We start from the raw sequence: 18,314 nt of genomic DNA, 5'->3' as shown, positions 1-18,314 counted from the left end.
CGGCGACGGCATAGAAAAAGGGAGCATTCCTACCAAGAGAAGGTTACGCCCGGCGAACAAGCCGATTGGGCCCGGCGCGCTCGCCAACGCATATCGTTGCAATTATACGCAGATAGCGTATAATTCACCGGTGCATGCGACCTTCATCGAACTGCCGCCATTTTCCCGTGAACGCGAGAACTACCTCGCGGATGATGAGTACGCCGTGCTGCAGAAAGAGCTGCTGGCTAATCCCGAGGCCGGTGACTTGATCAAGGGAACCGGCGGTCTGCGGAAGCTGAGGTTCGCTGACAAACGTCGCCAGAAAGGCAAACGCGGTGGCCTACGAGTGATCTATTACTACTGGGTTAGCGGTTATCAATTCTGGTTGTTCACGCTGTACGACAAGGATGAAATGGCAGACCTGACCAGTGACGAGCGGAAAGCCTTCGCGAAGCTACTGGAAAGAGAGGTCACGATACGGAGCAAGCAATGAAGAAGCGAAATCTGTTTGCTGAATTGACTGAGGGTCTCGACGCCCTTGCTGCCGAGCGCGAAGAGAAAATCACACTGCGCAAGATCAAGGCCGAGGTGCCCGATGCGCTCGACGTTTCGCCGGCCGAAATCAAGGCCGTGCGCGAAGCATCTCACGCATCTCAAGCTGTCATGGCTCGAAGCCTGCGCATCAACGTGCGCACGTATCAGAATTGGGAACAAGGCAAGGCCAAACCCAACGCACAGGCCGCCACGCTGATCCGACTGGTCGCCAAGCACCCGGAAACGCTTCGGATGCTGGAAACGCTCTGAATGATGTCCGATTGCAGGCGCCGTCCAGCATCGCCTATCAGCGCCTCGTTACAAGCAACACGACGCGACGGTATTGCTGACGGTATACGAGCGGCCTTTCTCGACCCCGGCTATTTGGGGCGTAGCTTTCCCGCCAGACTCAACGCAGCGCGATACGTCGAGCGGATGCTGTCGACGTCGCCTTCGGCAGGCACGCCGCAGGACTGATCGCCCGGCGTCGCCCGCCGCGCGTCAGGCCGCCACGTCGGCGCGCTGCGCGTGCGCGGCGACGATCACGCGGTCGCGCCCGGCCGCCTTCGCCGCATACAGTGCGGCATCGGCCCGGGCCATCAGCTGCGACAGCGGCTCGCCGGCAACGCGCTCGGCGACACCCGCGCTGAACGTGAACCTGACGCCGCCACGGGTCGACCCGGCGGCAGCGCCCGCCAGCGATGCGCGCAGGCGATCGATCACCCGCGCCGCTTCATCCGCGGGCGTATCGGGGCACAGCACCGCGAACTCCTCTCCGCCCAGCCGCCCGAACAGGTCGCGAGACCGGATGCCCCCCGCCATCACCGCCGCAAAATGCACGAGCGCCTGGTCGCCCGCCGCATGGCCGTGGCGATCGTTGATGGCCTTGAAGTTGTCGAGGTCGACGATGACGAGCGAGTGCGGCGAGCCGGCACGCGCCGCGCGCCCGCACCGCTGTTCGGCCTGCTCGAGAAAGGCCCCGCGCATCAGCGCGCCCGTCAGGCCGTCGACGGTCGCAAGCCGCTCGAGGCGTTCCGCGATGCGGTCGTGCGCCAGCATCACGACGCCCATCGACAGGCACGACAGGCTCAGCACGGCAAGTGCGACGAACGCGACGTTCAACGGCGTCGCGTGCAGCAGCGACGCGTCGCCGCCGTGCCCGAGCGCGAACGCGACGCCGCGCGCGAACTGGACGATCGCGCCGGCAATCGCGACCACCCACACAAATCCGTAGGCAAACGCCGGACGGTGCGCGGGGCGCCGGCAATACGCGAGCCAGCCGATCGCGATGCGAACATACACGGCAATCACGGACACGAATACGACGCGCAGGTTCGACAGCGCTTCGTCCCGTGCACACCAGACGACCGCCGCGACCAGCAGCGCGGCCGCGGCCAGCTCCGTCCGATACACGGGCCGCACGCCGAAGAATTGCCGGAAGCCCTGCAGGATCGCGAGCGTCGCGCACACGTACGGCACGACGGCGACCAGGACGGCCACCGGCGACGACGGCGCGGCGAGCAGCGCACCGACCGCAATCGCGAGCAATGCCTGCGACGCGAGCCAGCGGCGCACGCCCGGCACGTCGGCACGCCACAGCGAGCCGAGCACCGCCGACGTCGCGACGCAATTGATCAGCAGGACGAGCAGCAGAACGGCGGGAGTCGACATGTCCGGGGGGCATCCGATCGAAATCGCCAAACGCCGTCGCGCGCGCCGCCATCGGCGCGCGAAACCGGTCGGCATGATGGCCGTCGGCGCGGGCAATACGCAGCCCGGCGTTGTGGTCTGTCCGCCGGCGAGGCGGTGGTGGTGCGCGCATTCTACCCGGTACGGACTGCCGGTCGCGACTCGCCCGTCCGGCCATGCGCACGCCGGCCCTGACCGTTCGGCCAGCGTCGCGCACGCGCGATGCCGCCGCGCTATGATGCTGCAGCGGCCATTGCACCGCTCCCGCTGCACCACGGCATCGCGCGCCGGCGCGCGCACGATCGTCCCCTTCGAGGAAACGCCCATGTCCATCTCGATGTACCAGGCTTCGCTGCCCGTGCTGATCCGTGGCCTGACCAATCTTCAGCACATCCTCGGCAAGGCGCAGGCGCATGCGGCCGAAAAGCAGATCGATCCGTCGGTGTTCGTCGGCGCCCGCCTGTACCCGGACATGCTGCCGCTCGTCCGCCAGGTCTATATCGCGACCGACACGGCCAAGGGCTGCGCCGCGCGCCTCGCCGGCGTCGAGATTCCGAGCTACCCGGACGTCGAGCAGACCTTCGACGAACTGCACGCACGTATCCAGAAGACGATCGACTACCTGAAAAGCTTCGACGCCGCGCAGATCGACGGCAGCGAGACGCGCCAGATCGTGCTGAAGATGCGTGTCGGCCCGATCGAGTTCACCGGCCAGTCGTACCTGCTCAATTTCGTGCTGCCCAATTTCTTCTTCCACGTGACGACCGCGTACGACATCCTGCGCCACAGCGGCGTCGAGCTCGGCAAGCTCGATTTTCTCGGCGGCCGCGACGGCCGCATGTGACGCGCCCCGGCCGCTGGTCCGGGCGGCGCGGCGGCCGTGTCGGACCCGTTCCGCGGCCGGCCCCGCCCGCGCCAGCCGAAACGCCGTCCGGCTGGCGTAAAATACGCACTTTCCTCTTTCTCGCCCCCTTATGACGCTCGCCTCCACGCTCGACATCATCGCCGAGCTGAAAGCCGGCCGGATGGTGATCCTGGTCGACGAAGAAGACCGCGAAAACGAAGGCGATCTCGTGATCGCCGCCGAATTCGTCACGCCGGAAGCGATCAACTTCATGGCCAAGTACGGCCGCGGCCTGATTTGCCTGACGTTGACGCAGGAACGCTGCAAGCAGCTGCACCTGCCGCTGATGACCTACCGCAACGGCACGCAGTACGGCACCGCGTTCACGGTCAGCATCGAAGCGGCCGAAGGCGTGACGACCGGCATCTCGGCCGCCGACCGTGCGCATACGATCGCCACGGCGGTCGCGCACGACGTGCGCCCCGAGCACATCGTGCAGCCGGGCCACGTGTTCCCGATCATGGCGCAGCCGGGCGGCGTGCTCGTGCGCGCGGGCCACACCGAGGCCGGTTGCGACTTCACCGCGCTCGCCGGCCTCACGCCGGCCGCGGTGATCTGCGAGATCATCAAGGACGACGGCACGATGGCGCGCCTGCCCGACCTGATCGAATTCGCGCAGGAGCACAACCTGAAGATCGGCACGATCGCCGACCTGATCCAGTACCGCAGCCGCACCGAATCGATCATCGAGCGGATCGCCGAGCGTACGATGCAGACCGCGCACGGCACCTTCCGCGCGGTGCTCTACCGCGACCAGCCGAGCGGCTCGCCGCACATCGCGCTGGTGCGCGGCGCGCCGTCGCCCGACGTCGATACGCCGGTGCGCGTGCACGAGCCGCTGTCGGTGCTCGACCTGCTCGAAACGGGCGTGTCGACGCACTCGTGGACGCTCGACGCCGCGATGCGCGAGATCGCGGAGCGCGACCTCGGCGTGATCGTGCTGCTCAACTGCGGCGACACGAAGGAACACCTGATCGACGTCTTCAAGGCGTTCGACGAGGAAGAAAAGGCCGCTGTGCTGAAGCGCCGGCCGGTCGATTTCAAGACGTTCGGCATCGGCGCGCAGATCCTGCGCGATGTCGGCGTCGGCAAGATGCAGGTGCTGTCGAATCCGCGCAAGCTGGGCAGCATGTCCGGCTACGGCCTGGAAGTCACGGGCTTCATTCCGATGCCCGGCGGCGAAGCCAAGTCCTGCCCGGCGTCCCACGCGTAACCCGCCACGGCGCTTTCGCCCTATAACCGTTCATCCACACCACGGACAGATCATGGAAATCGGACAATACCAACCGAATCTCGAAGGCGACGGCCTGCGGATCGGCATCGTGCAATCGCGCTTCAACGAGCCGGTGTGCAACGGCCTCGCCGATGCGTGCGTCGAGGAACTGGAACGCCTCGGCGTCACCGGTGAAGACGTGCTGCTCGTGTCGGTGCCCGGCGCGCTGGAAATCCCGCTCGCGCTGCAGAAGCTCGCGGAAAGCGGCCAGTTCGACGCGCTGATCGCGCTCGGCGCGGTGATTCGCGGCGAGACCTACCACTTCGAACTCGTGTCGAACGAGAGCGGCGCGGGCATCACCCGCATCGGCCTCGACTTCAACCTGCCGATCGCAAACGCGGTCCTGACGACCGAAAACGACGAGCAGGCCGTCGCGCGCATGACCGAAAAGGGTCGTGACGCCGCGCGCGTCGCCGTCGAGATGGCCAACCTGACGATGGCGCTCGACCAGCTCGGCGACGACGACGAGGAGGACGAAGAAGAGGACGAAGACGACGAAGAGGAGCGCGCATGAAGAAGAGCGCCCGCCGACAATCGCGCGAGCTGGCGACGCAGGGGCTGTACCAGTGGCTGCTGTCGAACGCGTCCTCCGGCGAGATCGACGCGCAACTGCGCGGCGCGCTCGGTTACGACAAGGCTGACAAGGAGCTGCTCGACGCGATCCTGCACGGCGTGATCCGCGAGCACGCCACGCTCGTCGAAGCGCTGACGCCGTCGCTCGACCGCCCGATCGACCAGTTGTCGCCGGTCGAACGCGCCGTGCTGCTCATCGCGACGTTCGAGCTCACGCACCACGTCGAAACGCCGTACCGCGTGATCATCAACGAAGCCGTCGAACTCGCGAAGACGTTCGGCGGCTCCGACGGCTACAAGTACGTGAACGGCGTGCTCGACAAGCTCGCCGCGAAGCTGCGCCCCGCCGAAACGCAGGCGCGCCGCAACAGCTGATACCGTTGGTCCGGAACGGGCGCGCATGCGCCCGTTTTTTTCTTTCGTCACGCCCCCCTCGCCCTGCCCGCCCGATGAATACCGCCACCGATTCGCTCGTCAAGCTCGCCGCACGCGTCGACGCGATCCAGCCCTTCTACGTGATGGAACTGATGAAGGAGGCACAGCGTCTCGAGTCCTCCGGGCGCGATGTTATCCACATGGGCATCGGCGAGCCGGATTTCACCGCGCCGGAGCCGGTCGTCGAGGCTGCGGCCGCGGCACTGCGCCGCGGCGTCACGCAATATACGAGCGCGCTCGGCATTGCGCCGCTGCGCGAAGCGATCGCCGCGCACTACGCGCGTGCCTACGGCCTCACGATCAGCCCGGAACGGATCGTCGTGACGGCCGGCGCGTCGGCTGCGCTGCTGCTCGCGTGCCTCGCGCTCGTCGGGCGTGACGACGAGGTGCTGATGCCCGACCCGTCGTATCCGTGCAACCGGCACTTCGTCGCGGCGGCCGAAGGCCGCGCGGTGCTCGTGCCGAGCGGCCCGGACGCGCGCTTCCAGCTCACCGAGGACGACGTCCGCACGCGCTGGGGCGACCGCACGCGCGGTGTGCTGCTCGCATCGCCGTCGAACCCGACCGGCACGTCGCTCGAACCGGACGAGCTGAAACGGATCGTCGAAGCCGTGCGCGCACGCGGCGGTTTCACGATCGTCGACGAGATCTACCAGGGGCTCAGCTACGACGCGGCGCCCGTGTCGGCGCTTTCATTCGGCGACGACGTCGTCACCGTGAACAGCTTCTCCAAGTACTTCAGCATGACGGGCTGGCGGCTCGGCTGGCTGGTCGTGCCGCCCGCCCTGGTCGGCACGTTCGAGAAGCTGGCGCAGAACCTGTTCATCTGCCCGTCCGCGCTCGCGCAGCATGCGGCGCTCGCGTGCTTCGAGCCCGCCGCGCTCGACATCTACGAAGCGCGCCGGCTCGAATTCAAGCGCCGCCGCGATTTCATCGCACCGGCGCTCGAACGGCTCGGCTTCACGGTGCCCGTGATGCCGGACGGCGCGTTCTATGTGTACGCACACTGCGGCGGCGTCGCCCACCCGGCGGCCGGCGACAGCGCCGCGCTCACGACGGCGATGCTGCACGACGCGGGGGTCGTGCTGGTGCCCGGCATGGACTTCGGTGTCCATGCGCCGCGTGACTATATCCGCCTGTCCTATGCGACGGCCTACTCGCGGCTCGAGGAAGCGGTCGAACGGCTCGCGACGTTGTTCCGGCTGCGCTGACCGGCCGCGCACATCGCCGCGCGGGCGCGAGCCGAAGCGCGGCGGCGCACGTCACGGCGAGCCCGGCCGCGAAACCCGCTATTTGCCGGCGCAGAAACGAAAAAAGCACCCATTGGGTGCTTTTTCGTTTCCGGCGGGGATGCTGCTCGCGTTACGCGCCGAGCTCCGAACGGTCGCCGTGCGACTGCTTCGCGGTATCGACGCTCGCGTCGTCCTGCTGCTGCGCCTTCGGCGCGGCCGTCTTCGCCGTCAGCGGCTGGGCCGCTTCGAGCGTCGCATGCACGCGCTTCGCACCGCCCGCTGCCGCGGTCACGGCGGCAGCCGTGACGATCGGCTTCGCCGGCGCCTGCGGCGCGTTGACCGGCACGCTGCGGCCATGCGACACGTCGCGCAGGCGACCGCGCTCGGCCATCACCTTCGCGCCGTATGCGGTGTCGTCCGGATTCGTCGAGCCGTTATACAGGCGCAGGCCGTTCGCGAGCGAACCGCCACGCGCAATGCAGTCCTTCAGCACGAGCGCACCGACCTGGAGGTTCGCGAGCGGCTGCAGTGCGGTATCGGTGCCGCCGAAATACTCGAACTTGTCGGAATGAACCTTCGACATGACCTGCATCAGGCCCTTCGCGCCGACGCCGCTTTCGGCATACGGGTTGAAGCCCGATTCGATCGCCATCACGGACAGCAGCAGCAGCGGATCGAGGCCGACGTCACGGCCGGTCTGGAACGCGGCCTTGACGAGCTGGCCGAGCGGCTCCTGCGCGACGCGGTAACGGCGCGACAGGTAGGTCGCGACAAGCGCCTGTTCGCGATTCGACGCGAGCGCACGGTCGTCGCGCGCATCGGCCGCCACGCGCTGGGTCGGGATCAGCTTCGCCAGCGCGACGGGCGACGGGCCGTTGCGGGACGCATCGGCCGCGTCGTTCTGCGCGACAGCGTCCGATGCGACGTCGAGGCCGACCGCAAGCGCGTCCGTTTCAGGGCTGTCTTCCTGCTGCGGCTGCGCGCCGGCGGGCGCGAAGTTCGGCAGCGGATGGCCGGTCAGCAGACGGGCCGGCCCGGCTTGCACGGCCGCGGATACGACCGGCATCAGCTTCGCGGCGAGCGTGCCGCGCACGGTTGGCAGCAGCCACAGTGCGAGTGCAACCGCGACCGCGAGACAGCCGACAACGCTGAATAGATGGTGACTGACACGCGTCCCGCGCCGCAGCATGCTGCGCACGAATTGCGCATGCTGCTCGCTAGGACGCCACGATAACCAAGCGTTCATTCAGATCATCTCCCATGAACATGACTCGTGCGGCTCGCTCAGCTCGATGGCGAGACAGGTAACGCGCCGCGGAATCACGACGCCGCACGCCTTGGTCGGGACGTGCAGACATCGGGGAAACGGTATAAGTACCGTTCGAGGCCACGGCAAGACAGGGCCGACGCCTTCATATCCATATGAAGGCGGGCATACGCGGTGGCACCCACGCAAAAAACCAGCGTCTGGTGGCGCTGGCTGAGACTACGACTAAGGCCGTCGGATACGCCGTGCAGGTGTCGGCGGACGGTGACGCGCTGCGTCAAAGATCGGTGATTGGCGGCTCGAAGCCTTTTACCCTGCAGCCAATGTGAGCGGATTCTAGCAGGGTTTTATAGATCGTCAACACTATAAAACCTTAAAACTATAACAAAAAGTAATTATAAAGCCCCCTTCAGAAGCGCAAGCCCCGTGCCGTAGGGGGTTTGCGCGCGGTCGACTTTTTTCTCGGCCGGGCAGTCGCGCGACCGGCCGGGTAAAATCGTCGGTCGATTCGGGGTCGCAGCCGGCCGCTGCGCCCGCCCATCGCTGCCCGCCACGCGGGTGGCCCGGACCATCTTCATGAAATACAAAGACTTACGCGATTTCATCCAGCGCCTCGAGGCGCTCGGCGAACTGCGGCGCGTCACGCAGCCCGTGTCGCCCGTGCTGGAAATGACCGAGCTGTGCGACCGCGTACTGCGCGCCGGTGGCCCTGCGCTGCTGTTCAACGCACCGACCGGCTACGATTTCCCGGTGCTCGGCAACCTGTTCGGCACGCCGCGCCGCGTCGCGCTCGGCATGGGCGTCGACGCGGGCGACGACGCCGCGCTCGATTCGCTGCGCGATCTCGGGCGCCTGCTGTCCGCGCTGAAGGAACCCGATCCGCCGAAGAGCCTGAAGGATGCCGGCAAGCTGCTGTCGCTCGCGAAGGCCGTGTGGGACATGGCGCCGAAGTCGGTGTCGTCGCCGCCATGCCAGGAGATCGTCTGGGAGGGCGCCGACGTCGACCTGAACAGGCTGCCGATCCAGACCTGCTGGCCCGGCGACGCGGGGCCGCTCGTCACGTGGGGCCTGACGGTCACGCGCGGGCCGAACAAGCCGCGGCAGAATCTCGGGATCTACCGCCAGCAGTTGATCGGCCGCAACAAGCTGATCATGCGCTGGCTCGCACATCGCGGCGGCGCGCTCGATTTCCGCGAATTCGCGCTGCGCAACCCCGGCAAGCCGTATCCGGTCGCGGTCGTGCTCGGCGCCGATCCGGCCACGACGCTCGGCGCGGTGACGCCCGTGCCCGATTCGCTGTCCGAGTACCAGTTCGCCGGCCTGCTGCGCGGCAGCCGCACGGAGCTCGCGAAGTGCCTGACGCCTGGCGTCGACACGCTGCAGGTGCCCGCGCGCGCGGAGATCGTGCTCGAAGGCTTCATTCATCCGCAGGAGGGCGCCCCCGCCCCCGCTCCGGCCGGCGCGCCGCCACGGCCAGCCGGCAACGCGTCGGCCGCATACGAGCACGCGCTCGAGGGCCCGTACGGCGACCACACCGGCTACTACAACGAGCAGGAGTGGTTCCCCGTGTTCACCGTCGAGCGCATCACGATGCGCCGCGACGCGATCTACCACTCGACCTACACGGGCAAGCCGCCCGACGAGCCCGCGGTGCTCGGCGTCGCGCTCAACGAGGTGTTCGTGCCGCTGCTGCAGAAGCAGTTCACGGAGATCACCGACTTCTACCTGCCGCCCGAAGGCTGCAGCTACCGGATGGCCATCGTCCAGATGAAGAAGAGCTACGCCGGCCACGCGAAGCGCGTGATGTTCGGCGTGTGGAGCTTCCTGCGGCAGTTCATGTATACGAAGTTCATCGTGGTCGTCGACGAGGACGTGAACATCCGCGACTGGAAGGAGGTGATCTGGGCGATCACGACGCGCGTCGACCCCGTGCGCGACACCGTGATGGTCGACAGCACGCCGATCGACTATCTCGACTTCGCATCGCCGGTGGCCGGCCTCGGCTCGAAGATGGGGCTCGACGCGACCAACAAGTGGCCGGGCGAGACCAGCCGCGAATGGGGCCGCCCGATCGAGATGGATGCCGCCGTGAAGGCGCGCGTCGACCGGCTCTGGCGCGACCTCGGCCTGTGAGGCCGCGCGCCGCCCGACTCCCGAAACCGCCAGAAGAACAACGATGACCTTTCCGCCCGCCTCCATGTTGTCCGACGGCTTCTTTCTGTCGCTGTCGCTCTGTCTCGACATCGGCCTCGTGAACGTCGCGATGCTGTCGCTGACGCTGTCGCACGGCTTCCGGCCGGGCTTCTGGCTCGGCATCGGATCGTGCGTCGGCGATCTCGTCTATGCGGCGCTCGCGCTCGCCGGGATGGCCGTGCTGCTGCAGTTCGAGCCGGTGCGCTGGATCGTGTGGATCGGCGGCGGCGCGGTGCTGCTGTTCCTCACGTGGAAGATGGCACGGGAAGCGCTGGCGCCGGCCAAGGCGGCGGGCGACGATGGCGCTGACGACGCCTCGCCGCCCCGCGCAAGCGCGCGACGCAGTTTCCTGCGCGGCATGCTGCTTGCGATGTCGTCGCCGAGCGCGATCCTGTGGTTCGCGGCGGTCGGCGGCGCGCTGATCGCGAAAGCCGGCGCGACCACGCCGGCCACCGCGTCGGTGTTCCTGTCGGGCTTTTTCCTCGGCGGCCTCGCATGGACGCTCTTCATGTGCACGCTCGCGAGCCAGGGCCGCAAGCGCGCGGGCGCAGGGCTGATGCGCGCCTGTCACATCGCGTCGGCGCTGCTGTTCGCGTATTTCTCGTATAGCGTGATCGTCGGCGGCTACCGCGACCTGATCGCCCACGCGGTCTGACCCAGCGCGCCGCGCCAGCAAAAAACGGCGCAGCGTCCTGTCACGAGACGCTGCGCCGTTCACCACGCGCGGTCGAGCCGCGCGGGAATCAATCAGCGACGCCAGTAGCCGTGGCCGTAGTAGCCGTGATGACGCCAGTACGGGCGACCGTAGTAGCCGCCATAGCCGCCGACGACCACGGCGGGCGGCGGAGCGTAGTAGGCCGGCGCCGGTGCGTAATAGACGGGCGGGGGCGGCGGCGCGTAGTACACGGGCGGCGGCGGTGCATAGACGGGATACGCGGGTGCGACCGGGATACCGATGCCGACCCCGATCGACACGTGAGCCTGTGCAGCGCTTGCGGCACCCAGGCCCAGCGCGGCGGCGGCGATGAACGGAATGAGCTTTTTCACTTCGATTCTCCTGCTGGAGCGGTATTTTATGCGCCCCTGTCGGCAACGGCGGGCATGCACGTCGCATGGAAGCAATGTAGCGAAAACCCGCCCCTCACGTATCGGCCATTTGTTGCAAATTGCAATCGCGCCCGCGCGCGAGCCCCGCGCCGCGCGGCGCGACGGCCCGCCGCAGGCCGCCGCGGATCGCCGCAATCCGTCAGACCGGACAGCGGAGGCGGTTTCGTCAGGTCAGTCTTACCGATCGCCTTGCACGCCGCGCGCGAAGCGTCGTAATGAACGATTACAAATTTGAGACAAGAATCCGACAGCTCGCGAAGCCGTCGCTCGGGGCCGGATCGCGGCGTGGCGCTGAAACGCGGCGGGCGCGAGCGCGTCGCCATTCCTGCGATACTGGCGGTTTCCCGTTTTTTCGCGTCGTCGACCGCCATGCCTCTCCCCGACACCCCCCGCCTCGGCTTCATCGGCGCCGGCCGTCTCGCACGCTGTGTCGCGCAACGCTTCGCGCAGGCCGGCTTTCCGGTCGTCGCGATCGCGAGCCGCACGCCCGCATCGGCCGCGGCCCTCGCCGCGCGCATCGACGGCTGCCAGGCGGTCGACACGCCGCAGCAGGTCGCCGACGCCGCCGACCTGATCTTCCTGACGGTACCCGACGACCACCTCGCATCCGCCGCCGCGGCGCTGCGCTTCGACGCATCGCGCGCCGCGCGGCAGGCCGTCGTTCACTGCAGCGGCGCGTCGGCCGTCGGCCTGCTGGACCCGGCCAAACGGCAAGGCGCAGCGACGGGCGGCTTCCATCCGCTCTACCTGTTCGGCGGCACCGACGCCGACCTCGCCCGCATCGACGGCTGCTCGGTCACGATCGAAGCCGACGGCGCGCTGCATGCGACGCTGATGCGACTTGCCGCCGCACTCGGCTGCCATCCGCTGTCGATTCCGGCCGGCGGCCGGATGCTTTATCACGCGGCCGCGCACTACGCGGCGAGCTTCGCGCTGTGCGGGCTGGCGGAAGCGGTCGAGCTGTGGCGCGGCCTCGGCTTCGACGAGGAAGCCGCGTTGCGTGCGCTGCTGCCGATGCTGGCCGGCACGATCGAGACCGCGCGCGACAAGGGGCTCGCGAACGCGCTCTCCGGCCCCGTGTCGCGCGGCGATACGGGCATCGTCGAACGCCAGTTGGCACTGCTTGAAACGCTCGGCGGCGATCATGCGACGCTGTACGCGTTGCTGACGCGCCGCGCAGTCGCGCTCGCGGCGCAGTGCGCGACGCCGCCGGCGTCGCTGCCGGCGCTCGCCGAAGCCGTCGAAACGTCGCTCGCACGCACGGCCGCGCGCCCCTCCCCGTCGCGAGACGAGGCGTGATAAGGTGTCGGCCGATGCGCCGCCATCCGGCGTTGGCGGCCGCACGCTACTGACCGTATAAAAAGGATGCCAACGATGTTCGGCGAGATCGCCCGTTTTCTGCTCAATACCATCTTCACGCTGTTCGGCGCCGCGCTGATCCTGCGCGTCTGGATGCAGGCCGTCCGCGTGCCGCCGTACAACCCCGTCACGCAGGCCGTGCTGCAGGCGACCAACTGGCTCGTGCTGCCGCTGCGCCGCGTCATCGCGGGCGTGCGCGGCATCGACTGGGCCAGCGTCGTCGCCGCCCTCCTCACCGCGCTCGTCTACGTCGTGCTGATGGTCGTGATGGCCGGCTTCGACCCGCTCGGGCTGATTCCGACGCTCGTCGTGGTCGCGCTGCTCACCGTCGTGAAGTGGGCGCTCAATCTCGTGATCTGGATGACGATCCTGATGGCGCTGCTGTCGTGGCTCAACCCGCGCTCGCCGGCCATGCCGATCCTCTACCAGCTCACCGCGCCGTTCCTGAACCCGCTGCGCCGCGTGATCCCGAATCTCGGCGGCATCGACCTGTCGCCGATCCTGCTGTTCGTGATCGTGCAGGTGCTGCTGATGATCGTGTCACGCGCCGCCGCGGCGCTCATGCTGTTCAGCATCTAAGACGCGCCTTCCCGCCCCTGCGCCGGCGGTGCGCCGAGCGTGTCGATCACGCCGAATTGCGCCGGTATCATCGCGTAGCACACGCGCACCTTTTCCTGCGACAGCCTCGCGAGCAAGCGCTGCGCCTCGTCCTCGGTGACGATGAACTCGACCTCGATCGCGAGCGCCCCCTGCAGTTCGAAGAAGCGGTCCTCGTGGAGCACGCGATGCTGGCCGAAGCCGGCCATCGCGCGAAACGCGGAACCGCCCGCGACGCCCATCCGCTTCGCCTCCTCCAGCAGCCATTCCCACAGCGGCTTCCAGTGCAGCCGGTGCTGCTCGTGCACGTAGAAGCGCAAGAAGATCCTGTCCATCGCCGTCTCCGATGCCGGCCGCGCTTACGCGGCGGCCAGCCACGCACGCGCGGTCCACATGCCGAGCGCCGTCAGCGCGAACGATCCAGTCAAGTGTAGGGCAGCCACCGCAAACGCCCATCCGAATTCGCCCTGCAACGCATGCGTCATCACTTCGACCGAATAGGTCGAGAACGTCGTGAGGCCGCCGAGAAAGCCCGTGATCACGAACAGCCGCCACTCGGGCGGCAACCCGACGCGGGTCGTGAACACGACGGCGGCGATGCCGATCACGTAGCCGCCGATCAGGTTCGCGGCGAGCGTGCCCAGCGGCACGGCGGGAAAGAACTCGTTGAGCGCGAGGCTCAGGAACCAGCGCAGCAATGCGCCGAGCCCGGCGCCGACGAAGATCGCGACGATCGAATAGAACAAGGAAATGCCTCGCTGACGATGCGGCGCCACGCCCGATGCGCGACGCGTGCAGGACACGCTGAACTGTATGCGGATTCGCGCCGCGCCGGCAATGCGGACGGGCCGGATCGGCGTTTGCCGAATGATGCCGCGGGTGCGCGCGGACGGATATTCATCTTTTCCCGCGCATTACGCTGGATATTACAAATACATTCTAAAAAATCGATTAACGACCGATCGTCAAATACCGCGAGCCCGATTGAACAATTCTCGCTTCAGCCCCGCACGAGCCTTTGCCATCGCCGATCCACGTATTTTCCCTTATCAGACATTCCCGAATTTCGCCGATATTTCATGCAATTGAATCCGCCGATTTATTAGACTTCATTCGCCCATCCACTCCATTCGACATGGAGACTCGAAAATGAACAATATCCGCCTGTCGTCCATGTTGATTCCGGCGCTGTGCGCGTCGCTGCTCGCGTCGAGCGTCGCGTTCGCCGATAGCGGCGGCCCGCCGTCCTACGTCGAAGGCAACCGCGCGCCGAAGGGGTTTGCGCGTCCGCCGTTCCACACGAAGCCGCGCGCGAGCACGGCCACGGTCGCCGGGCTCACGCCTGCGCTCGCGCGCCACGCGTACGGCTTCGACGCGATCGCCAACCAGGGCGACGGCATGGTCGTCGCGATCGTCGACGCGTACGACGACCCGCGGATCGAATCCGATCTCGGCGTGTTCAGCAACGCGTTCTCGCTGCCGCCGTGCACCACGGCCAACGGCTGTTTCACGAAGGTGTACGCGAGCGGCAGCAAGCCCCGCGGCGACGCCGGCTGGTCGCTCGAAATGGCGCTCGACGTCGAATGGGTGCACGCGATCGCGCCGAAGGCGAAGATCGTGCTCGTCGAAGCCGCGTCGGCCAGCTTCAACGACCTGATGGCCGCGGTCGACGTCGCGGTGCAACGCGGCGCGTCGGTCGTGTCGATGAGCTTCGGCGGCAACGAATTCAGCGGCGAATCCGGCTTCGACGGCCACTTCGGCGCACCGGGCGTCACCTTCGTCGCGTCGTCCGGCGACAGCGGCACCGGCACCGAATACCCGGCGGCGTCGCCGTACGTGGTCGCGGTCGGCGGCACGACGCTGTCCACCGATCCGTACGGCAACTACGTCGGCGAGACGGCCTGGAGCGGCAGCGGCGGCGGCGTGAGCAGCGGCGAAGCCGAGCCCGCAGGACAGTCCGCGTGGCCGATTCCGGTCGCGGGCAAGCGGGGGGTGCCGGACGTCAGCTACGACGCGAATCCGTCCAGCGGGTTCGCGGTCTACGACTCGGTCACCTATCAGCGGCAAGCGGGCTGGTTCCAGGTCGGCGGCACGAGCGCGGGCGCGCCGCAATGGTCGGCGCTCGTCGCGATTGCGAATTCGCTGCGCGCGGCGGCCGGCAAGGCACGGCTGAGCGGCACGTACGACGCGCTGTATGCGGCCGGGAAGGCCGCTTACGGCAGCAATTATCACGACGTGACGACCGGCACCAACGGCAGTTGCGGCGCGATCTGCACCGCCGCAGGCGGCTACGACTACGTGACCGGCCTCGGTTCGCCGCTCGCGCCGTCGCTCGTGCAGGCGCTCGTCGCCCGGCCATAGGCGCGCAGCCGGCGGCGGGTGGTGCAGGTCAGCCGCCGTGCCACGCGCGCTCGAGCGCGGTCAGGGTCGCCAGCGCGCCGCCCTTCAGGCCGATCACGTCCGCACGGCGCGCATGCGCTTCACGCGCGTTGATGCGGATCACGTCGGCGCCGAGCCGTTCGCTCAGCAGGCGCACGGTCGGGATCGCGGTGCCCGCGCCGACTTCGACGACGGCCACGCGCCCGGCCCCGGCCAGCCAGGCTTCCAGCGCGCGCTCCTGCGCGTCGTAGCGCGCACCGAGCCAGCCGGTGTCGCCGAACATCAGGATGTTCGGCCGCGCGAGGCCGCCGCAGCGCGGGCAGCGCGGCATTTCGCCGACGAGGCGGCAGGTGGTTTCGTCGACGTCCGGCACGAACGGCGCCGCCTCCCACGTGTCGTCCGTGCACGAACGCAGGCACTGCATAGCGTGGATCGAGCCGTGAATCTCGACGATCCGAGCCGGATCGAAGCCGGCTTTCTGGAACTGGCCGTCGACGTTGCTCGTCAGCACGAAGCCGCCGTTCGGCATCGCGTCGATCCAGCGGCGCAGGATCGCGAAGCCCGCATGCGGCACCGTCGCACGGTAGAGCGCGAGGCGGTGCCCGTAGAAGCCCCATGCGAGCGGCGCACGCGCGCGGAACGCGTGCGGCGACGCGATCTCGTGGAATTCGAAGCGCTCGTGGCGCAGCGCCGGATACGCGCGCCAGAACCCGTCCGTGCCGCGAAAATCGGGCAGCCCGGAATCGACGCCGATTCCGGCGCCGGCCGTCACGAGCAGCGCATCGGCACGGGACAGCGCGGCGACGGCGGCGGCGATCAGGGAATCAGGCAGCGGCGGTTCGCCGGCGCAGGCGGAATCGAGGGACGGCATGAGGGTTCGGTGGTCGGGTGCGGGGGGCGGCAGGGTTTTCGCCGTCGCGATCATACGCCGACGCGCCGCGCGTGGCGACTCCTGCGCCGTGGCGTCACGGGCCGCCGTCGCCGCGTGCTTCGGGCGTCGCGGCCGGCACGTCGTCGAGCGAGCGATAGACCGGCTTGCCGAGACGGCGCGCGAGCGCCACGTCGGCATCCGCGCCGCGCGATTCGCCGTCGATCCGCCATACCGCGTCGCAGCGGCGCAGCAACCGGTGCGCTGCCGGATACAGGAACGCCTCGCTGATCGCATCGCCGACCTGCTTCGACCCGGCCATCGTGGCGAGCGGCAGCGACACCCACTCGCCGATCATCGGCACATGCCCGCGGCGATACACGGCGAGCGCCGCCTGCTCGAGCCGCGCGAGGTTCGCGGCGATGCGCGCGGGGTCGCCATCCGTGCCGCTGCGGTAGGGGCCGGCGACCAGGATGAGTTGCGGCGTCATGCGCTCCCTCCCGCCGCGTCCTGCAACGCCGCGTACTGGAGCAGCATGATCGTCTTCGCATCGACGATCTCGCCGCGCTCGACCGCATCCAGCGCCGCCCGCAGCGGCATCTCGACGACCTCGAGATCCTCGCCCTCTTCCGCGACGCCGCCGCCGTCGCCGGTGCGCAGCGACGCATCGTATTCGCCGACGAAGAAATGCAACTTCTCCGTCACCGAGCCCGGGCTCATGAACGCCTCGAACACCTTGCGCACGCCGCGCACGCGGTAACCGGTCTCCTCCTCGGCCTCCGCGCGGATGCGCGCTTCGGGCGTCGCGTCGTCGAGCAGGCCGGCGGCGGCCTCGAGCAGCATGCCGTCGTGCCCGCCGACGAACGCCGGCATCCGGAACTGCCGCGTCAGCAGCACGTCGCCGGTATCGGCGTTGCGCAGCAGGATGGTCGCGCCGTTGCCGCGATCGTAGGTCTCGCGGCTCAGGCGCTGCCACGTTCCGTCGCGGCGCAGGAAATCGAACGTCACCTTCTTCAACACATACCAGTCATCGGACAGCACCGTCGTATCGACGATGCGGACTCGGTCCCGCGTTGCAGCCATGACAGCCTCCATTCGACAGATGACGGCGCTGATGGTAACGTGCAGTTTCGTGCAATTTCAAGAAAATTCGTGCAAACACGATGCTGACGACACAACGCAAGAAAGCGATCCTCGACGCACTCGCGCGCGACGGCCAGGTGCTGGCGGTCGAGCTGAGCGCGCAATTCGGCGTATCCGAAGACACCGTCCGCCGCGACCTGCGCGAGCTCGCGGCCGAGGGCCTGCTGCAGCGCGTGCATGGCGGCGCGCTGCCGGCGTCGCCCGCGACCGCGCCGTTCGCGCAGCGCCAGGATCTCGAATCGGCCGCGAAGCGGCGCATCGCGCGCCGCGCCGCGGAGATGATCGCGCCCGGGCAGGTGGCGATCGTCGACGGCGGCACCACCTCGGCGCTGCTCGTCAGCCAGTTGCCTGCCGACCTGCGCGCGACGATCGTCACGCACAGCCCGAGTGTCGCGGTGGCGCTCGCCGCGCATCCGTCGATCGACGTCATCCTGATCGGCGGCCAGTTGTTCAAGCATTCGATTGTGACGGTCGGCGCGGCGGCGATGGAGGCGATCGCACGCGTGCATGCGGACCTGTATTTCATGGGCGTGACGGGCGTGCACCCGGTTGCGGGGCTCAGCACCGGCGATTTCGAGGAAGCGGCGATCAAGCGCGCACTGGCCGAACGCGCGGCCGAGACCGTCGTGCTCGCGTCGTCGTCCAAGCTCAACGCGGCGTCGCAGTTCGTGATCGGCGAGCTCACGCTGGCGCAGACGATCGTCGTCGAGGACGCGACCGACGCCGCGCTGACGAAGCCGATCGAAGCGGCGGGCGTGACGGTCGTGCGCGCGTAGCGG

The 18,314-nt window shown here is 68.2% G+C and carries 22 protein-coding genes; 14 read left to right on the top strand and 8 right to left on the bottom strand.

The window, feature by feature from the left end; translation table 11 throughout:
* Nucleotides 1-130 precede the first annotated feature (130 nt).
* Both WT26_RS07925 and WT26_RS07920 read left to right on the top strand, forming a co-directional pair.
* Nucleotides 131-475 carry a type II toxin-antitoxin system RelE/ParE family toxin gene (locus WT26_RS07925; protein ID WP_059590707.1) on the top strand — a complete coding sequence of 115 codons (345 nt, stop codon included), beginning with the start codon at nt 131-133 and terminating at the stop codon, nt 473-475.
* Nucleotides 472-786, top strand: a complete 315-nt coding sequence (locus tag WT26_RS07920; protein WP_059590709.1) for a helix-turn-helix domain-containing protein — start codon at nt 472-474, stop codon at nt 784-786. The genes WT26_RS07925 and WT26_RS07920 overlap by 4 nt, the downstream gene beginning before the upstream one ends.
* 231 nt (nt 787-1,017) lie before the next feature.
* On the opposite strand, the gene WT26_RS07915 is transcribed toward WT26_RS07920, so the two are convergent.
* Nucleotides 1,018-2,187, bottom strand: a complete 1,170-nt coding sequence (locus WT26_RS07915; RefSeq protein ID WP_069269953.1) for a GGDEF domain-containing protein — start codon at nt 2,185-2,187, stop codon at nt 1,018-1,020.
* Nucleotides 2,188-2,530: 343 nt separating this feature from the next.
* Here WT26_RS07915 and WT26_RS07910 point away from each other — a divergent pair, with 343 nt between their 5' ends.
* The 5 genes from WT26_RS07910 (at nt 2,531) to WT26_RS07890 (ending at nt 6,601) form a co-directional block, all read left to right on the top strand.
* Nucleotides 2,531-3,049 (top strand): DUF1993 domain-containing protein, encoded by a 519-nt coding sequence (locus WT26_RS07910; protein WP_069273710.1) that lies wholly within the window; start codon nt 2,531-2,533, stop codon nt 3,047-3,049.
* Nucleotides 3,050-3,179: 130 nt separating this feature from the next.
* Nucleotides 3,180-4,322, top strand: coding sequence for a bifunctional 3,4-dihydroxy-2-butanone-4-phosphate synthase/GTP cyclohydrolase II (gene ribBA / locus WT26_RS07905; RefSeq protein ID WP_059529440.1), 1,143 nt, complete (start codon nt 3,180-3,182; stop codon nt 4,320-4,322).
* A gap of 52 nt (nt 4,323-4,374) precedes the next feature.
* Complete coding sequence (gene ribH / locus WT26_RS07900) at nt 4,375-4,896, top strand: 6,7-dimethyl-8-ribityllumazine synthase (RefSeq protein WP_069272549.1); 522 nt, start codon at nt 4,375-4,377, stop codon at nt 4,894-4,896.
* Nucleotides 4,893-5,330: a transcription antitermination factor NusB gene (gene nusB / locus WT26_RS07895; protein WP_059529437.1), complete on the top strand. Its 438-nt coding sequence runs from the start codon at nt 4,893-4,895 to the stop codon at nt 5,328-5,330. Before ribH ends, nusB begins: the two co-directional genes overlap by 4 nt.
* 74 nt (nt 5,331-5,404) lie before the next feature.
* On the top strand, nt 5,405-6,601 hold the full coding sequence (locus tag WT26_RS07890; RefSeq protein ID WP_069272548.1) for a pyridoxal phosphate-dependent aminotransferase: 1,197 nt from the start codon (nt 5,405-5,407) through the stop codon (nt 6,599-6,601).
* Nucleotides 6,602-6,752: 151 nt separating this feature from the next.
* Here WT26_RS07890 and WT26_RS07885 read toward each other — a convergent pair whose 3' ends face one another.
* A complete protein-coding gene (locus WT26_RS07885) occupies nt 6,753-7,868 on the bottom strand; it encodes a lytic transglycosylase domain-containing protein (protein WP_069272547.1) in 1,116 nt (371 codons plus the stop codon).
* A gap of 597 nt (nt 7,869-8,465) precedes the next feature.
* On the opposite strand from WT26_RS07885, the gene WT26_RS07875 reads away from it, so the two are divergent.
* Both WT26_RS07875 and WT26_RS07870 read left to right on the top strand, forming a co-directional pair.
* Entirely contained in the window at nt 8,466-10,022 is a 1,557-nt protein-coding gene (locus tag WT26_RS07875) for a UbiD family decarboxylase (RefSeq protein ID WP_069272545.1), read from the top strand.
* Between the two features lie 43 nt (nt 10,023-10,065).
* A complete protein-coding gene (locus WT26_RS07870) occupies nt 10,066-10,737 on the top strand; it encodes a LysE family translocator (protein WP_069272544.1) in 672 nt (223 codons plus the stop codon).
* Nucleotides 10,738-10,829: 92 nt separating this feature from the next.
* On the opposite strand, the gene WT26_RS07865 is transcribed toward WT26_RS07870, so the two are convergent.
* A complete protein-coding gene (locus tag WT26_RS07865) occupies nt 10,830-11,129 on the bottom strand; it encodes a hypothetical protein (RefSeq protein ID WP_069272543.1) in 300 nt (99 codons plus the stop codon).
* A gap of 429 nt (nt 11,130-11,558) precedes the next feature.
* Between WT26_RS07865 and WT26_RS07860 the strand changes: the two genes are divergently transcribed.
* Both WT26_RS07860 and WT26_RS07855 read left to right on the top strand, forming a co-directional pair.
* Entirely contained in the window at nt 11,559-12,488 is a 930-nt protein-coding gene (locus WT26_RS07860; RefSeq protein WP_069273709.1) for a Rossmann-like and DUF2520 domain-containing protein, read from the top strand.
* A gap of 75 nt (nt 12,489-12,563) precedes the next feature.
* Nucleotides 12,564-13,127, top strand: coding sequence for a YggT family protein (locus tag WT26_RS07855; protein ID WP_069272542.1), 564 nt, complete (start codon nt 12,564-12,566; stop codon nt 13,125-13,127).
* On the opposite strand, the gene WT26_RS07850 is transcribed toward WT26_RS07855, so the two are convergent.
* A complete protein-coding gene (locus tag WT26_RS07850; RefSeq protein WP_069272541.1) occupies nt 13,124-13,480 on the bottom strand; it encodes a DUF190 domain-containing protein in 357 nt (118 codons plus the stop codon). The genes WT26_RS07855 and WT26_RS07850 overlap by 4 nt on opposite strands.
* A 24-nt stretch (nt 13,481-13,504) precedes the next feature.
* Nucleotides 13,505-13,891, bottom strand: coding sequence for a fluoride efflux transporter CrcB (gene crcB, locus WT26_RS07845; protein WP_027788140.1), 387 nt, complete (start codon nt 13,889-13,891; stop codon nt 13,505-13,507).
* A 46-nt stretch (nt 13,892-13,937) separates the two neighbouring features.
* Here crcB and WT26_RS37185 point away from each other — a divergent pair, with 46 nt between their 5' ends.
* Nucleotides 13,938-14,234: a hypothetical protein gene (locus WT26_RS37185; RefSeq protein ID WP_155123079.1), complete on the top strand. Its 297-nt coding sequence runs from the start codon at nt 13,938-13,940 to the stop codon at nt 14,232-14,234.
* Nucleotides 14,235-14,294: 60 nt separating this feature from the next.
* A complete protein-coding gene (locus WT26_RS07840; protein ID WP_069269949.1) occupies nt 14,295-15,506 on the top strand; it encodes a S53 family peptidase in 1,212 nt (403 codons plus the stop codon).
* A gap of 28 nt (nt 15,507-15,534) precedes the next feature.
* Here the strand turns inward: WT26_RS07840 and WT26_RS07835 are convergent, their stop codons facing one another.
* The 3 genes from WT26_RS07835 to WT26_RS07825 all read right to left on the bottom strand — a co-directional run bounded on the left by WT26_RS07835 (nt 15,535) and on the right by WT26_RS07825 (nt 17,475).
* Nucleotides 15,535-16,395, bottom strand: coding sequence for an SIR2 family NAD-dependent protein deacylase (locus tag WT26_RS07835; RefSeq protein ID WP_069273708.1), 861 nt, complete (start codon nt 16,393-16,395; stop codon nt 15,535-15,537).
* 94 nt (nt 16,396-16,489) lie between these two features.
* On the bottom strand, nt 16,490-16,882 hold the full coding sequence (locus WT26_RS07830) for a DUF4406 domain-containing protein (RefSeq protein WP_069272540.1): 393 nt from the start codon (nt 16,880-16,882) through the stop codon (nt 16,490-16,492).
* The gene (locus WT26_RS07825) at nt 16,879-17,475 is read right to left on the bottom strand and encodes an NUDIX domain-containing protein (protein WP_069272539.1); all 597 of its coding nucleotides are present in this window, start codon (nt 17,473-17,475) and stop codon (nt 16,879-16,881) included. The genes WT26_RS07830 and WT26_RS07825 overlap by 4 nt, the downstream gene beginning before the upstream one ends.
* Nucleotides 17,476-17,555: 80 nt before the next feature.
* Between WT26_RS07825 and WT26_RS07820 the strand changes: the two genes are divergently transcribed.
* A complete protein-coding gene (locus WT26_RS07820) occupies nt 17,556-18,311 on the top strand; it encodes a DeoR/GlpR family DNA-binding transcription regulator (RefSeq protein ID WP_069272538.1) in 756 nt (251 codons plus the stop codon).
* The last annotated feature ends 3 nt before the right edge of the window (nt 18,312-18,314 follow it).

Source organism: Burkholderia cepacia (genome assembly GCF_001718835.1).
Classification (GTDB): domain Bacteria; phylum Pseudomonadota; class Gammaproteobacteria; order Burkholderiales; family Burkholderiaceae; genus Burkholderia; species Burkholderia cepacia_F.
Note: the sequence above shows the minus strand (reverse complement) of the source record. Positions and strands in the feature narration are given on the sequence as shown.

Excerpts from the sequence above, each read along its gene's own strand:
- WT26_RS07920 (WP_059590709.1), top strand. The coding sequence starts at position 472 with ATGAAGAAGCGAAATCTGTTTGCTGAATTGACTGAGGGTCTCGACGCC.
- WT26_RS07915 (WP_069269953.1), bottom strand. The coding sequence starts at position 2,187 with ATGTCGACTCCCGCCGTTCTGCTGCTCGTCCTGCTGATCAATTGCGTC.
- WT26_RS07910 (WP_069273710.1), top strand. The coding sequence starts at position 2,531 with ATGTCCATCTCGATGTACCAGGCTTCGCTGCCCGTGCTGATCCGTGGC.
- ribBA (WP_059529440.1), top strand. The coding sequence starts at position 3,180 with ATGACGCTCGCCTCCACGCTCGACATCATCGCCGAGCTGAAAGCCGGC.
- ribH (WP_069272549.1), top strand. The coding sequence starts at position 4,375 with ATGGAAATCGGACAATACCAACCGAATCTCGAAGGCGACGGCCTGCGG.
- nusB (WP_059529437.1), top strand. The coding sequence starts at position 4,893 with ATGAAGAAGAGCGCCCGCCGACAATCGCGCGAGCTGGCGACGCAGGGG.
- WT26_RS07890 (WP_069272548.1), top strand. The coding sequence starts at position 5,405 with ATGAATACCGCCACCGATTCGCTCGTCAAGCTCGCCGCACGCGTCGAC.
- WT26_RS07885 (WP_069272547.1), bottom strand. The coding sequence starts at position 7,868 with ATGAACGCTTGGTTATCGTGGCGTCCTAGCGAGCAGCATGCGCAATTC.
- WT26_RS07875 (WP_069272545.1), top strand. The coding sequence starts at position 8,466 with ATGAAATACAAAGACTTACGCGATTTCATCCAGCGCCTCGAGGCGCTC.
- WT26_RS07870 (WP_069272544.1), top strand. The coding sequence starts at position 10,066 with ATGACCTTTCCGCCCGCCTCCATGTTGTCCGACGGCTTCTTTCTGTCG.
- WT26_RS07860 (WP_069273709.1), top strand. The coding sequence starts at position 11,559 with ATGCCTCTCCCCGACACCCCCCGCCTCGGCTTCATCGGCGCCGGCCGT.
- WT26_RS07855 (WP_069272542.1), top strand. The coding sequence starts at position 12,564 with ATGTTCGGCGAGATCGCCCGTTTTCTGCTCAATACCATCTTCACGCTG.
- WT26_RS07850 (WP_069272541.1), bottom strand. The coding sequence starts at position 13,480 with ATGGACAGGATCTTCTTGCGCTTCTACGTGCACGAGCAGCACCGGCTG.
- WT26_RS07840 (WP_069269949.1), top strand. The coding sequence starts at position 14,295 with ATGAACAATATCCGCCTGTCGTCCATGTTGATTCCGGCGCTGTGCGCG.
- WT26_RS07835 (WP_069273708.1), bottom strand. The coding sequence starts at position 16,395 with ATGCCGTCCCTCGATTCCGCCTGCGCCGGCGAACCGCCGCTGCCTGAT.
- WT26_RS07830 (WP_069272540.1), bottom strand. The coding sequence starts at position 16,882 with ATGACGCCGCAACTCATCCTGGTCGCCGGCCCCTACCGCAGCGGCACG.
- WT26_RS07825 (WP_069272539.1), bottom strand. The coding sequence starts at position 17,475 with ATGGCTGCAACGCGGGACCGAGTCCGCATCGTCGATACGACGGTGCTG.
- WT26_RS07820 (WP_069272538.1), top strand. The coding sequence starts at position 17,556 with ATGCTGACGACACAACGCAAGAAAGCGATCCTCGACGCACTCGCGCGC.